12 protein-coding genes and 2 pseudogenes are annotated in these 13,731 nt (G+C 66.4%); 5 read left to right on the top strand and 9 right to left on the bottom strand.

The window, feature by feature from the left end:
• Positions 1-166: 166 nt before the first annotated feature.
• From BN972_RS09045 to BN972_RS09035, 3 genes are all read right to left on the bottom strand, one after another.
• A complete protein-coding gene (locus BN972_RS09045) occupies positions 167-1,369 on the bottom strand; it encodes a cytochrome P450 (protein WP_036355217.1) in 1,203 nt (400 codons plus the stop codon).
• 250 nt (positions 1,370-1,619) lie between these two features.
• Positions 1,620-2,504, bottom strand: a complete 885-nt coding sequence (locus tag BN972_RS09040; protein WP_036355215.1) for a dihydrodipicolinate synthase family protein — start codon at positions 2,502-2,504, stop codon at positions 1,620-1,622.
• Positions 2,497-3,300 (bottom strand): aldolase, encoded by an 804-nt coding sequence (locus BN972_RS09035; RefSeq protein WP_036355213.1) that lies wholly within the window; start codon positions 3,298-3,300, stop codon positions 2,497-2,499. Before BN972_RS09035 ends, BN972_RS09040 begins: the two co-directional genes overlap by 8 nt.
• 51 nt (positions 3,301-3,351) lie before the next feature.
• On the opposite strand from BN972_RS09035, the gene BN972_RS09030 reads away from it, so the two are divergent.
• A complete protein-coding gene (locus tag BN972_RS09030) occupies positions 3,352-3,891 on the top strand; it encodes a helix-turn-helix domain-containing protein (protein WP_036355211.1) in 540 nt (179 codons plus the stop codon).
• A gap of 4 nt (positions 3,892-3,895) precedes the next feature.
• Here the strand turns inward: BN972_RS09030 and BN972_RS09025 are convergent, their stop codons facing one another.
• Entirely contained in the window at positions 3,896-4,333 is a 438-nt protein-coding gene (locus BN972_RS09025) for a hypothetical protein (RefSeq protein ID WP_036355209.1), read from the bottom strand.
• Positions 4,334-4,402: 69 nt separating this feature from the next.
• On the opposite strand from BN972_RS09025, the gene BN972_RS09020 reads away from it, so the two are divergent.
• Both BN972_RS09020 and BN972_RS09015 read left to right on the top strand, forming a co-directional pair.
• Positions 4,403-5,248, top strand: a complete 846-nt coding sequence (locus tag BN972_RS09020; RefSeq protein WP_036355207.1) for a patatin-like phospholipase family protein — start codon at positions 4,403-4,405, stop codon at positions 5,246-5,248.
• Positions 5,249-5,299: 51 nt separating this feature from the next.
• Positions 5,300-6,871 carry a purple acid phosphatase family protein gene (locus BN972_RS09015; RefSeq protein ID WP_036357080.1) on the top strand — a complete coding sequence of 524 codons (1,572 nt, stop codon included), beginning with the start codon at positions 5,300-5,302 and terminating at the stop codon, positions 6,869-6,871.
• Here the strand turns inward: BN972_RS09015 and BN972_RS09010 are convergent.
• From BN972_RS09010 to BN972_RS08995, 4 genes are all read right to left on the bottom strand, one after another.
• A complete protein-coding gene (locus BN972_RS09010) occupies positions 6,868-7,896 on the bottom strand; it encodes an Rv2578c family radical SAM protein (RefSeq protein WP_036355205.1) in 1,029 nt (342 codons plus the stop codon). The genes BN972_RS09015 and BN972_RS09010 overlap by 4 nt on opposite strands.
• A gap of 31 nt (positions 7,897-7,927) precedes the next feature.
• Positions 7,928-9,154, bottom strand: coding sequence for a PE-PPE domain-containing protein (locus BN972_RS09005; RefSeq protein WP_080696744.1), 1,227 nt, complete (start codon positions 9,152-9,154; stop codon positions 7,928-7,930).
• A gap of 117 nt (positions 9,155-9,271) precedes the next feature.
• On the bottom strand, positions 9,272-10,534 hold the full coding sequence (gene hisS / locus BN972_RS09000; protein ID WP_036355203.1) for a histidine--tRNA ligase: 1,263 nt from the start codon (positions 10,532-10,534) through the stop codon (positions 9,272-9,274).
• Positions 10,531-11,205, bottom strand: coding sequence for an MBL fold metallo-hydrolase (locus BN972_RS08995; protein WP_036355201.1), 675 nt, complete (start codon positions 11,203-11,205; stop codon positions 10,531-10,533). The genes hisS and BN972_RS08995 overlap by 4 nt, the downstream gene beginning before the upstream one ends.
• 43 nt (positions 11,206-11,248) lie before the next feature.
• Here BN972_RS08995 and BN972_RS08990 point away from each other — a divergent pair, with 43 nt between their 5' ends.
• Together BN972_RS08990 and BN972_RS08985 are read left to right on the top strand one after the other, a co-directional pair.
• A complete protein-coding gene (locus BN972_RS08990; protein ID WP_036357076.1) occupies positions 11,249-12,154 on the top strand; it encodes a peptidylprolyl isomerase in 906 nt (301 codons plus the stop codon).
• Between the two features lie 64 nt (positions 12,155-12,218).
• Positions 12,219-12,975: pseudogene (locus BN972_RS08985) on the top strand (serine/threonine-protein kinase); the annotation flags it as partial.
• Positions 12,976-13,309: 334 nt separating this feature from the next.
• On the opposite strand, the pseudogene BN972_RS30800 reads toward BN972_RS08985, so the two are convergent.
• A pseudogene (locus BN972_RS30800) lies at positions 13,310-13,731 on the bottom strand (PE family protein); the annotation flags it as partial.

Genomic DNA, 13,731 nt, shown 5'->3' with positions numbered 1-13,731 from the left:
ACCGCGAGAGCACGTCCATTCACGTTGACTTTGTGCAGACCTTGTTCGGCGCCTCGGGTGCTCCCGAAACGACAGGGGTGTTCAACTCGATGTCGTCATGGGGCCGAATGTCAGGTCAGGGCACCGTAGTTGGTTACGGCGATCGGACCAGACGTCGGGCGGCCTTTCACGCTAGGACGGCTGGCAAAGTCTCCCAGCCACGGACTGTCGAGGTCGTGGTCATGCGTGCCTCAGACATATCGATGTCCCACTCCGGGAAGCGGTTGAGTACCTCGTCGAGCGCCACGCGGCCCTCCATCCGGGCTAACGACGCTCCCAAGCAGTAGTGCACGCCGACACCGAAGCCGACATGGGCTCCGGCTTTGCGGTGAATGTTGAAGACGTCACCATCGGGTGGGAATTGCCGGTGGTCGCGGTTTGCAGCACCGGCGAGCAACATCATGATGCTGCCGCCCGGCACGTGTTGTCCGTAGTACTGCAGATCGTGTGTGACAGTGCGCGCGATGTGTGGCGCGGGAGATTCGAAACGCAACAGCTCCTCGATGGTGCCGGGGATCAGGCTGCGATCGGCGACCAGCTCCCGTCGCTGCTCCGGATGCTCGGCTAAGACCTTGCCCGCCCATCCGATCAGCCGGGTCGTTGTCTCGGCGCCGCCCGCGGCGACCAGTGTGATGCAAATCAGTAGTTCCTCACGGGTCAACCCCCTCACCGTGCCATCCAGGTCGGTGAATTCGACCCCGAGCAGTTCGGTGACAACGTCGTCGGAGGGATGTTCAGCGCGCCAATCGAGGTACTCGGCGAATAGCTGCCCTGTTTCCAGCCCTGAGGACGCGGCTTTCATCTCCCCGCCGGGCTCGGTGTTGACGTGACCTTCGGCGAGGTCGATGACCTCATGCCGCATCTCATCGGGGATACCGAGCAGCCTGCACACGACTCTCACCGGCATCTCCGCACCCAAATTGGCGATGAAGTCAAAGCCCCCGGTACCAACGAACGGATCGAGACTCTCAGCACAGAATTGCCGCGCGGTGGCCTCGACCTCGCGCATTTTGCGTGGCGTGAACAGGCGAGAAAGACTCTTCCGGTAGATGTCGTGCAGGGGTGGATCCTCCATGAGAAACACGCCGGGCGGAATCGGCATGTCAGCCTTGATCAATTCGAGAATGTTGCCCCGTGCTGAGCTGAACGTCTCATGGTCATGCAGCGCCGCATGCACATCGTTGAATCGACTCAGCGCGTAAAAGTCGTGTTGTTCGTTGTAGGACAACGGCGCCTCCTCGCGGAGCCGCCGAAACAGCGGATACGGGTCAACGTTGAGTTCGACACCGTAGGGGTCGTAGCACAACTGGCTTGCAGTCTTGGCACCCATGATCCTGCAACTCCTATGGAGGCATCCGACGTTCGGCGGACGCACTCCACGGAAAATCAGAACAGCACGCCACTACCAACCGCAATAATTGAGCCGCATAACCGTGCTTATCCTCGTGTGGCACGGCAATCCAGTCAATGCTTTGATAATTCGCCCGTGGTCCTGGCGTTCATCCACGACCGGTCAATCGCCTGCGACAAAGCCCGATGACGTTGGCCGGCGGCGCCGGTCGCATTTGGAAATCTGAGATTCAGATAGCTCCCGCGAGCAGCTCCTGCAGCTCATGGCGACCCCGTTGGTCGAGCGGAAGCAGCGGCGCCCGTGGATCACCGGCCGGCACACCGAGCAGCTCCAAGCCCGCCTTCACCGTCGTCGGCAGTCCCCCCGCCACGATGAACTGCAGCAACGGCTTGAGGTCGTCGTAGAGAAGCTGGGCCTTCTCCAGGTCGCCGGCGCGTACCGCCTCATACAGGCCGATGCACGGCTGAGCCCGCAAATTCGGTGCGGCCGTGCACCATCCGGCGGCGCCGACCTTCAACGCATCCAGCACCAGCGGATTGCTGCCGTTGTAGAACGGCAGCCGGCCGTCGCTGAGCTCGGCGATGCGTTGCATCCGGGACAGATCGCCCGTGGATTCCTTGACCATGGTGAGGTTGTCGATGTCACCGAACATCGACACCAGCAGTTCGGGGCTCATGTCCACGCCGCTGGTGGCGGGGTTGTTGTAGGCCATGATCGGGATGTCAATGGACGCGCCGATGCTGCGGTAGTGCTGGGCGATCTCCCGGTCGGTGAGCTTCCAGTAGGAGACCGGAAGAATCATGACCGCGTCCGCCCCAGCCTGTTGCGCGTACTGCGCGCGCCGAATTGTCTTGGCGGTGGTGACATCCGAGACCCCGACGATGACGGGCACCCGGCCGTTGACGGTGGCAATGGTGGCGTCGACGACGGTGTCGAACTCGGACTCGTCAAGGTAGGCGAGCTCGCCGGTGCTGCCCAGCGGAGCGATCGCGTGCACCCCCGCGGACACCAACCGCTCGACGAGGCGGCCGTGCCGGTCGGTGTCGATGCCGTCGGCGGAGAACGGCGTCACCGGGTAGGCGATGATGCCACCGATCTTCGGTGTGTCAGACACGGGCGGACTCCTCGATGGTGATGGCGTCGGGGTGGCGGACCAGGGCGCGACGGGCGTAGTAGGCGAAGTTTGCCCGGCTGCGCGCGGGCGTCAACGTCCAGTCGTGGGCCTCGCGCGCCAATTCCTCCGGCAGCTCTTTGACCGTGCCGGCGGCCATTGCGGCGAGTTGCAGCTTGGCAGCCCGCTCGATCAGCACCGCCAGCGAGCAGGCTTCCTCGATGCTGGCACCGGCCACCACCTGACCGTGATGGGCCAGTAGCGCCGCCTTCTTGTCACCGAGGGCTGCGGTGATGATCTCACCCTCCTCGTTGCCCACCGGTACGCCCGGCCAGTTGGCCAGGAATGCGCAGTCGTCATAGAGCGGGGTGGTATCCATGTGCGAGACGATCAGCGGTACCTCAAGCATCGACAGCGCCGCCACATGGAAAGGATGGGTGTGCACGATGCATTGCACGTCCGGGCGCGCGCGGTAGATCCAGCTGTGAAAGCGGTTGGCGGGGTTGGCCATTCCGTCGCCCTGCAGGACGTTGAGGTCCTCGTCGACGAGCAGGAGGTTGTCTTCGGTGATCTCGTCGAAGCCCAGGCCGAGCCGCTGGGTGTAGTAGGTGCCCGCCGCCTCAGTGCGGGCGGTGATCTGTCCCGCCAGTCCGGAATCGTGACCGGCGTCGAACAGGGCCCGACAGGTCAATGCCAGCTTTTGCCGAGTGGTCAGGCCCGACTCGACCTCCTGGGCCGCCAGCCGATCTTGGGCCCGCAGCATCAACTCGGACTTGGACTGGGTGAAAGTCATCGCCATGTGACACACTGTAACCAATAGGAAACTTTGTGTCATTAGGGAGGTCTGCCGATGGCGGCACTGCTGCGGGCGGTCCGCCGGCAACGCGGTCTGACGCTCGAGCGTCTCGCCGAACAGACCGGCCTGACCAAGAGCTACCTATCCAAAATCGAACGCGGTCACAGCACGCCGTCGATCGCGGTCGCGCTCAAGGTCGCGCGCGCACTCGACGTCGACGTCGGGCGGTTGTTCTCCGAGGCTGCCAGCGTGGAGAAGATTGCCGTCGACCGGGCTCTTGACGGCGATCAGGACCGCCCCGGCGCCAGGCAAGTCCGCTACCGCGCGCTGGCGCCGAGCCTGCTGGGAAAATCCATGTCCCCGTTCGTGGTTCGACCCAGCGGAGCGCTCTTCGACCTGCCCCACGCCGAACATACCGGCCAGGAATTCGTCTTCGTTCATGCCGGAACGGTGGAGCTTGACTACGGTGACCGGACAATCACGCTGGACACCGGTGACAGCGCCTACTTCGACGCGTCAGTGAGTCACCAGCTGAGGACGGTCGGCACCGCGCCGGCCGAGGTCGTTGTCGTCACACATAACGACCCCCGTTGAGCCGTTACCAGGGTCGGGTGGCACAGGTCACGGCGGTGGTGGCCTTCTGTGTCACCACGACCTGGCCGTCCACCGCGATCTGGCATTGCAACTCGGCAATGTTGCCCGAACTGCAGTCCGGCCAGCGGCAGGACCCACTTGCGGCGACGAACGCCCACTGATTCGGGTTGGCCAGGGTGGCGTTGTAGACCAGCGGCTCCCCGGCGCTGAACGTAGTCCCCGCGGTGTTCATGAACTGCGACGAGTTAGCGTCGAACGCCGCCTGGCTGGGCGGATCGCTGTTCATGTACCGCACACTGCCCGTGAGATTTCCGGTGCTGGTGATCGTGTAGGTCACCTGGTGACCGGCAGGATCCGCGTGTGCGGTCACCGGGGCAAGGATCCCGAACATTCCCGAAACCGCCAGCGCGGCCGCGCTCGCCAATATTCGCACGTTGCTCATATCGGAAAAGCTACCCGATTCGTTACTTCGGCCGTTTTCTGCGAATGTCCCGGCGCCTACCATGCAGCTGTGCCCACAGCATTCGTGTTGTCCGGGGGTGCGAGTCTCGGCGCGATCCATGCCGGGATGCTGCTTGCCCTGGCCGACACAGGGATCACGCCCGACCTGATCGTCGGCACGTCCGTCGGGGCGGTCAACGGCGGTTGGCTGGCGTCCCGGTCCGATTGCGCCGGCGTCCGCGGGCTGGCGGATCTGTGGATCTCGCTGGCGCGCAAACAGATCTTTCCGGCCCGCCCTATCGCCGGAGCGCTGGGCATGTTCGGCCGCCGCACCCATCTGGTGCCCAACACCGGTCTGCGCGCCCTGCTGGCGGAAAAGTTGGAATTCACCCGGCTCGAGAACGCGCCGACTCCCCTGCATGTGGTGGCGACGGACGTGATTTCGGGCACCGACGTGCTGTTGTCCTCGGGCGACGCCGTAGACGCCATCGCCGCCAGTGCCGCCATCCCGGGGATCTTCCCGCCCGTACGCATCGACGGCCGCGACCTGATGGACGGCGGCGTAGTGAACAACACGCCGGTTTCCCATGCGATCGCCTTGGGGGCCGACCAGATCTGGGTGCTGCCGACCGGGTACTCCTGCGACTTGCCCACCGCACCCAGGTCGGCGGCCAACATGGCGCTGCACGCTATGACCATCGCCTTGAACCACCGGCTCGCGGTCGATATCGCCCGCTTCGAAACCGAGTACGACCTGCGCGTCATCCGCCCTCTGTGTCCCGTCTCCATTTCCGGCTTGGACTTCTCCCACGCGCCCGACCTGATCGAACGGTCTGAGGCCGCAACCAAGGAATGGCTGGCCGCTAACCCGCCGACGGTCGGGCAGGCGGCGTTGCTGGAGCCGCACCGGCATTAGGACGCGGCCGAAGTTCCGCTCGTGTTCACCCGGTTCGGGTATGAAGCACCCATGAGCGAGGAGCCGGAACAGGCGACCGAACGGCCGCCGGGAGTAAGCCGTCGCACCCTGCTGGCGAGCGGCGCAGCGGCCGGTGTCCTCGGTGTAGGCGCCGGGGTGGGCGGAGCCGCACTGCTCAGCTCGCGTTCGCCGGACATCTGGTCACGGCCCGCTGCCTCCGGCACGCCGCCGGTCGGTGGGCTGCATCTGCAGTTCGGCCGCAACGCGAGCACCGAACTGGTGGTCTCCTGGCACACCACCGACGCCGTCCGCAACCCGCGGGTGATGCTGGGCACCCCGACGTCCGGCTTCGGCACCACCGTCGCCGCCGAGACCCGCACCTACCGGGACGCCAAGTCCAACACTGAGGTTCGCGTCAACCACGCCCGGCTCAGCGGGCTCAGCCCGGACACCGACTACGTATACGCCGCGGTGCATGACGGTGCGCACCCGGAACTGGGCACGGCGCGAACCGCACCGGCAGGCCGAAAACCGTTTCGCTTCACCAGCTTCGGTGACCAATCGACGCCCACACTGAGCAAGCTGACCGACGGCAAGTACTTCAACGACCACATCGGGTCGCCCGCGGCCGGTGATACCACCATGGCGATCGAGCGGATGGCGCCGTTGTTCAATCTGGTCAACGGCGACCTGTGCTATGCCAATCTCGCCCAGGACCGGATCCGCACCTGGTCGGATTGGTTCGTCAACAACAGCCGCTCGGCACGCTACCGGCCGTGGATGCCGGCCGCGGGCAACCACGAGAACGAATTGGGCAACGGGCCAGTCGGTTACGGTGCCTACCAGACCTACTTCTCGGTGCCCGATTCGGGATCCAGCCCCGAACTGCGCGGCCTGTGGTATTCGTTCACCGCGGGCTCGGTGCGGGTGATCAGCCTCAACAACGACGACGTGGCCTACCAGGATGCCGGCAACTCCTATGTGCACGGTTACTCTGGTGGCGAGCAAAAGCGTTGGCTGGCTGGTGAATTGGCGGCTGCACGGCGTGACCCGGGCATCGACTGGGTGGTGGTGTGCATGCATCAGACCGCGATCTCGACCGCCCAGGCCAACGGTGCCGACCTTGGGATCCGCCAGGAGTGGCTGCCGCTGTTCGACGAGCACCACGTCGACCTGGTGCTGTGCGGACACGAACACCACTACGAGCGCTCATATCCGCTGCGCGGCACCCTCGGCACCGACACTCGAACGCCGATTCCCGTCGATACCCGCAGCGACGTGATCGACGTGACCCGGGGAACCGTGCACGTCGTCATCGGCGGGGGCGGCACGTCCAAACCGACGAACGGCTTGTTCTTTCCCGACCTGCGGTGCCGGGTCATCACCGGTGTCGGTGACTTCGATGCCGCGCTGGGCCACAAGCGACCCATCTACGTGCTGGAGGACGCGCCCTGGTCGGCCTTTCGCGACCGCGAAAACCCCTACGGGTTCGTCGCTTTCGACGTTGATCCGGGTGCACCCGGCGCCAACACTACGATCAAGGCGACGTATTACGTTCTGCAGGGCCCGTACGGGGTGGTGCGGGCGGTAGACGAATTCACACTTGCCAAACCGCGCGGTTAGAACAACGTTTCCTGCACAGGCTGCGGACTGTGCGCCGCTTCGGCCGCCGCCGAGAACGGGCGGTGGTCGCCTCTGAGCCCGTACTTGGCGACCAGCGGCTGGGCGCGTTCGCGCAGCATTTCGCGGTAGCTGGGCGGCAGGTAGGCACCGCGCCGGTACAACTCACGGTAGGTGCCGGTGAGTTCGGGATGTGCGCGGGCCAGCCAGGCCATGAACCAGCCACGCGTCGTGCCACGCAAATGCAGGCCGAACACGGTGACGCTGGTCGCACCCGCCGCGGCGATCTGGCCCAGCAGCCCATCGAGGTGCTCGACGGAATCGCTGAGGTGCGGCAGGACCGGCGCGACCATCACGTGGCAGTCCAGACCGGCGTCGCGGATCGCGGTGATGAGCGCCAACCGCGCCTGCGGTGTCGGCGTGCCCGGCTCGACGTCGCGGTGCAGCTCCGGATCCCCGACCGCCAGCGACACCGCCACCGATAGCGGAACCTGTTGTGCCGCAGCGGTGATCAGCGTTAGGTCTCTGCGCAGCAGAGTGCCCTTGGTCAGGATCGACATCGGTGTACCCGACCCGGCCAGCGCGCTGATGATGCCCGGCATCAGCGCGTAGCGGCCCTCCGCACGCTGGTACGGGTCGGTGTTGGTACCCAGCGCGACGGTCTCCCGCTGCCATGACGCGCGGCGCAGCTCGCGCCGCAGCACCTCGACCACGTTGGTCTTGACCACGACCTGGCTGTCGAAGTCGGCGCCGGGGTCAAAGTCCAGGTATTCGTGGGTGGGCCGGGCGAAGCAGTACCGGCAAGCGTGTGAGCAACCGCGGTAGCCGTTGACGGTGTAGCGGAACGGCAGCATGGCGGCATTGGGCACCTTGTTCAGTGCCGACTTGCACAACACCTCGTGGAAGGTCATGCCCTCGAACTGCGGCACCCGTACGCTGCGCACGAGACCGATCCGCTGCAGTCCTGGCAGCGCCCCATCCTCGACCGGCGCGCCGTTGACCGCCACTGCCTGACCAGCCCAACGCATACCCCCATTCGAACAAGAGTTCGATGCCGAGTCAAGTGTTCGGCCACCCGACCAGCGAGCCGCCGGAGAAATACGGTCCGGCGCCCGGTGTCAGCGAGGAGTAACCGGCGTTGACCATCGGCTGCAGCACCGCGTTCAAGCCGTTGACGATCGGCGGTGGGACACCGAGCTGGACGAGTGGGAGCAGCATGGGCAGTGTCGGCGAGGGGATCATGTAGGTGGTGACCGTGCCGCCCAGAGAGTTTGTCACGCTGGACAACTCCACCGCGTTCGACATCGCGGCCACCGACGTTGCGTTGTGCTGGTAAAGCGTGCCGAACAGGGAGTTCACCACCGCGGGAAGATTCCAGGGCCGGTCGGGTGGGTTGGCGAAGAAGTCGTATTGACCGAACACCACGCTGACGTTGTACTGGCTGGCGGCGAGCGGCTGGACGGTGTAGCCGATCAGCGGCACGGTCATCCCGCTCGGCAGGTAGGTGGCGGCCAGTCCGAGCTCAGGACTGGAGAACAAGGCGAACTGCAAGGCGCCGGGCGGCGGGGCGGTCGGGCTGGTCGCCAGGTACGCCAGCTCCCGGTTGACGACGATGGATCCCATCGACAGCCCGGCGATCTGTACCGGTGCACCACCGCTGCCGGCGACCGCACCCGTGATCATTTGGTCGAGCGTGAGTCGTCCCATCGCGACGGCCTCGTTGACGGTCGGCGCGAGCGGGCTGCCGCTGAGGATGCCCATGCTGGCCGGGTAGCCGACCACTTCAGCCAGGCTGGCAGGGAACCAGTTTTCGCCGATCATCGGGTTGAGCAGGCCGTAAGCCTGCAGGACGGACACCGACCAGGGCGCGGAGACGCCTTGCAGAGCGATCTGACCCAGGATGGGCAACTCGGTCAGCAACCGCGGCGCGTACAGCGGGCCCGCACCCGGGACCGTGAGCCGGACGCCGGCCGCCGGCAGCGGCGGCTGGGGCGGCTGGGCCGCATTGAAGATTTCAGTGCCAAGGTAGGCGTCGGCGTTCGCCGCCAGAGTGCGCACCAGCCGCTCGCCGTATCGTGCCGCCTGCGCGCTGACCGCCTGGTAGTCGCGGCCGTGTGCACTGAACAGATCGGCAATGCGGGACGACACCTCGTCGGCCCCGGCCGTCAGTAACGACGTGACGGAGTGCGCCGCTACCCTGTTCGCCGCGTCGACGGCCGTCCCGAGGGCGCTCAAATCGCTTGCGGCACAGGCCAGAAGATCCGGTGCTGTCACCACATACGACATCGAGGGGCCTCCTTGCCCGGCAACCGGGCCCGATCCGGTCGCCTACGACGCAAAACAGTAGGAGGCTACTCGAACGGCGAAAACGGCACCGGCTTTTCCCGGTATCGGTTCACCCGGCTACCGGTCGAGTCGCGAAAGAACCTCTGCGACAACGGAATCAAACAGCACCGAGATCTGGTCGCCGGTGCTCAGATCCTTGACGCCGACGGTGCCGGCATCGATGTCGCGGTCACCGGCAACCAATGCCAGCCGCGCGCCGGAGCGGTCGGCCGCTCGCATGGCACCTTTGAGCCCACGATCACCGTAGGCCAGGTCGACACGCACGCCGGCCGCCCGCAGGGCGCCACCCAGCACCGCCAGGCGCAGCTTGGCCGCCTCGCTCAGCGGCACCCCGAACACGTCACAGCGGGTGGACTGACCCACGCTCTTGCCTTCGGCACGCAGGGCCAGCAGCGTGCGGTCCACGCCGAGGCCGAACCCGATCCCGGACAAGTCCTGTCCGCCGAGCTGCCGCATCAGCCCGTCGTATCGGCCGCCGCCGCCGATACCGGATTGCGCGCCCAGTCCGTCGTGCACGAACTCGAACGTGGTCTTGGTGTAGTAATCCAGGCCGCGCACCATCCGCGGGTTGATGACATACGGAACACCCAGCGCATCCAGGTGCGCGAGCACGGTATCGAAATGTTGCTTGGCGACGTCGGATAGATGATCGAGCAGCACCGGCGCGTCGGCGGTCATCGCCTTGACCTCGGGGCGCTTGTCATCGAGCACCCGCAACGGGTTGATCTCGGCCCGCCGGCGGGTGTCCTCGTCAAGTTCGAGTCCGAACAGGAATTCCTGCAACAGTTCTCGATACTGCGGTCGGCAGCTCTCGTCGCCCAGGGAGGTGATCTCCAGCCGGAACCCGTCCAACCCCAGGGACCGGAATCCGGCGTCGGCGACCGCGATCACCTCGGCGTCCAGCGCCGGGTCGTCCACCCCGATCGCCTCGACACCCACCTGCTGCAACTGGCGGTAACGGCCGGCCTGCGGCCGCTCGTAGCGAAAGAACGGGCCGGCGTAGCACAGCTTGACGGGCAGTGCGCCACGGTCCAGGCCGTGCTCGATCACCGCGCGCACCACCCCGGCGGTGCCTTCGGGCCGCAACGTCACCGACCGGTCGCCGCGGTCGGCGAAGGTGTACATCTCCTTGGACACCACGTCGGTGGATTCGCCGACGCCACGCGCGAACAGGGCGGTGTCCTCGAAGATGGGCAACTCGATGTCGCCGTAACCGGCGCGGCGGGCAGCACCGAGCAATCCGTCGCGCACTGCGACGAATTGTGCGGAATCCGGCGGGAGGTAATCGGGAACCCCTTTGGGCGCAACGAACTCCGTCACGAAGTCAAACCTTTGAGGAACGGGTTGAACCGGCGCTCGGCGCCGATGGTGGTGGCGTTGCCATGTCCGGGTAGTACCACGGTGGGGTCGTCGAGCACCAACAATTTATCGACGATGGAGCGCAGCAGGTCCCGGCCGCTGCCGCCGAACAGGTCGGTGCGCCCGACCGACCGCTCGAACAACGTGTCGCCGGTGAACACCACGTCAGCATCGTTCTTGGCCGCCTGCCGGATCCGGAAGCACACCGAGCCGCGGGTGTGGCCGGGAGTGTGGTCGACGTTGACCGCGATGCCGCCGAGGTCGAGCTTGTCCCCGTCGTGGTCCAACTCGACGACCTGCTTGGGTTCGGAGAAGAACGCGCCGGCCATCAGCTGTGCCACCCGCGGCCCGAGCCCGTAGATCGGGTCTTTGAGCATGAACCGATCCTCGGGATGGATGTAAGTCGGGCATCCGAAGGTGTCCGATACCTTCTGGGCCGACCACATGTGATCGATATGGCCGTGGGTGATCAGCACCGCGGCCGGGGTCAGCCGGTGTTTGTCTAGGATGCCGCGCAGCTGGCCCATCGCGCGCTGGCCCGGGTCGACGATCAGGGCGTCGGACCCAGGCCGCTCCGCCACCACGTAGCAGTTGCACTGCAGCAACCCGGCGGGGAATCCGGTGACCAACATGGTCCCAGTTTCCCATCCCTAGCCTCATGGAATGATGGCGGCCGTGCCAACGAACCAGCAGCGACGTGCGACGGCCAAGCGCAAACTCGAGCGGCAGCTGGAGCGCCGCGCCAAGCAAGCCAAGCGGCGCCGGATCCTGACCATCGCCGGGGGCGCGGTGGCCGCGGTGGCGGTGGTTGCCGCCGTGGTGGTCGCCGTCGTCGTCAGCAAGGATGACAACAAGAGCAATCCGTCGGCCTCCACGACGCCCAGCAGCTCCGCGCCGGAGTCACCGTCGGCGGCGGGCCTGCCACCGGTGCAGCTCGGCAACGCGGTGCCGCTGCCGCAGTTCAAGGCACCGCCGAACCTAGGCGCCAACTGCCAGTACCCAGCCTCGCCCGACAAAGCCGGCAAGGAGGTCAAGCCGCCACGGACCGGCAAGGTGCCCACCGAGCCGGCCCAGGTCAGCGTCAGCATGGTGACCAGCCAGGGCAACCTCGGCCTGATGCTGGCTAACAACGAATCACCATGCACGGTCAACAGTTTCGCGAGCCTGGCCAATCAGGGCTTCTTCAAGGACACCAAGTGCCACCGGCTGACCACCTCGCCGTCCCTGTCGGTGCTGCAGTGTGGGGACCCCAAGGGTGACGGCACTGGCGGACCGGGCTACCAGTTTGCCAACGAATACCCCACCAACCAGTACCCGGCCAACGACCCCAAGCTCAAAGAACCCGTGATCTATCCGCGCGGCACCATCGCCATGGCCAACGCCGGGCCCAACACCAACAGCAGCCAGTTCTTCCTGGTTTATCGGGACTCGGCGCTGCCGCCGGAATACACCGTGTTCGGGACAATCCAAGCCGACGGGCTGGCTACCCTCGACAAGATCGCCGCGGCAGGCGTGAAGGGCGGCGGCGAGGACGGACCGCCGGCTTTGGACGTGAACATCACGTCGGTGCTGCTCGACTAGGAGATTCGTGGCCGAAACCGCATTCGGTCGCTACCAGCTGCAGGGACTGCTGGGGCGCGGGGGCATGGGTCAGGTCTATCGCGCCTACGACACCGCGACGGACCGCATCGTGGCCATCAAGGTGCTGCCTCCGCACCTGGCGGAGGACAAAGAATTCGAGCAACGCTTCCGCCGCGAGGCCCGCACGGCGGCCGGCCTCAATGACCCGCACATCGTGCCCATCCACAGCTTCGGTGAGATCGACGGCCGCCTGTACGTCGACATGCGCCTGGTCGAGGGCCGCGATCTGGTGCGGTTCATCGCCGAGAACGGCGGCCGGGTCAGCCCCGCGAAGACGGTCGCGATCATCGAACAGGTGGCCGCGGCTCTGGACAGCGCGCACCGGGCCGGACTGGTCCACCGTGACGTCAAGCCGTCCAACGTTCTGGTGGCCAATGCCCGCGACTTCGTCTACCTGATCGACTTCGGGATAGCCCGCGCCACCACCGACACGGCGCTGACCAACACCGGGCACACGATGGGGACCCTGGCCTATCTCGCGCCGGAACGCTTCAGTGGCACAACGGATTCCAGGGCCGACGTGTATTCGTTGGCGTGCGTGCTGTACGAGTGCCTGACCGGGCAGCGGCCATATCCGGGCGACAGCTACGAGGAGCAGATCAAGGGCCACCTGCACTCCCCGCCGCCGCGGCCGACGGCGTTCGCGCCCGACATTCCGCCGGCCTTCGACGCCGTCGTGGCCCGTGGCATGGCCAAGGATCCGCAAGCTCGGTATCAGACGGTGCTTGAGCTCGCCGATGCCGCCCGCGCGGCGCTGGGCGGGGCCGGCATGGCGCTGCCCCCACCGCCGCCGGCCGAGGCGTACCACCAGCCATATTCCGAGGGGCCGACCGCACCGGTTCAGGCGGGCAGCCGCAGCGCGCTGGTCTTGACCGTCGCCGGTTCGGGGTTGTTGCTGCTGCTGGTGGCCGTGGTGGTCGCTGTTTTCGCGAGCAACGACGATCCGGGCCCGAGCACCCCGCCGACCACCACCACGACCACGATAACCACCCCGGCGCCGCAGCCGACCGAGACAACGGATGTCACCGACACCACCGAGACGAGCGAGGTCACCGACACGTCGAGCGGCGGCCCGACGCCGTAGCGTCCGCTGCGTCAGAGGGCGCTCTGCCCGGCATTGCCACCGACGTTGAAGAAGTTGCCTGTGCCGCCCGTGCCGCCTACGCCGCCGACAGCACCGCCATTGCCTCCGTTGTTGCCAAGGAATCCCCCGCCGCCTGTAGGTACCTCGCCGGGTAAGCCATCGTTGGCGGGCGGGGATACGAGGTTATAGGCGCCGCCGCCGCCACCGCCGCCCATACCAGCCGCTCCTGCCGCACCAATGCCGCCACTACCGGTGCGCTGAGTAAGTGAGCCTGCAGCGGATAGGGTGTCGCCACCGGTGCCACCGGTGCCGCCGGCGACGCTCGTCGAGCCGCCACCGCCGCCACCACCACCGCCGGCGGAGATGGCCTGGTCGTCCTCATTTGCATGGCCGCCGGCGCCACCCCCACCACCGCCGCCGCCCTTGCCGCCAA

The organism is Mycobacterium asiaticum DSM 44297, assembly GCF_000613245.1.
GTDB classification, from domain to species: domain Bacteria; phylum Actinomycetota; class Actinomycetes; order Mycobacteriales; family Mycobacteriaceae; genus Mycobacterium; species Mycobacterium asiaticum.
The sequence above is the reverse complement of the archived record's forward strand: the minus strand, read 5'-3'. Positions and strand labels throughout refer to the sequence as shown.

Bases quoted from the DNA above. Each gene is read 5' to 3' on its own strand.
- BN972_RS08995 (WP_036355201.1), bottom strand. From the start codon at position 11,205: ATGTTGGTCACCGGATTCCCCGCCGGGTTGCTGCAGTGCAACTGCTAC.
- BN972_RS09035 (WP_036355213.1), bottom strand. From the start codon at position 3,300: ATGGCGATGACTTTCACCCAGTCCAAGTCCGAGTTGATGCTGCGGGCC.
- BN972_RS09005 (WP_080696744.1), bottom strand. From the start codon at position 9,154: ATGTCGTATGTGGTGACAGCACCGGATCTTCTGGCCTGTGCCGCAAGC.
- BN972_RS09030 (WP_036355211.1), top strand. From the start codon at position 3,352: ATGGCGGCACTGCTGCGGGCGGTCCGCCGGCAACGCGGTCTGACGCTC.
- BN972_RS09025 (WP_036355209.1), bottom strand. From the start codon at position 4,333: ATGAGCAACGTGCGAATATTGGCGAGCGCGGCCGCGCTGGCGGTTTCG.
- BN972_RS09045 (WP_036355217.1), bottom strand. From the start codon at position 1,369: ATGGGTGCCAAGACTGCAAGCCAGTTGTGCTACGACCCCTACGGTGTC.
- BN972_RS09015 (WP_036357080.1), top strand. From the start codon at position 5,300: ATGAGCGAGGAGCCGGAACAGGCGACCGAACGGCCGCCGGGAGTAAGC.
- BN972_RS09010 (WP_036355205.1), bottom strand. From the start codon at position 7,896: ATGCGTTGGGCTGGTCAGGCAGTGGCGGTCAACGGCGCGCCGGTCGAG.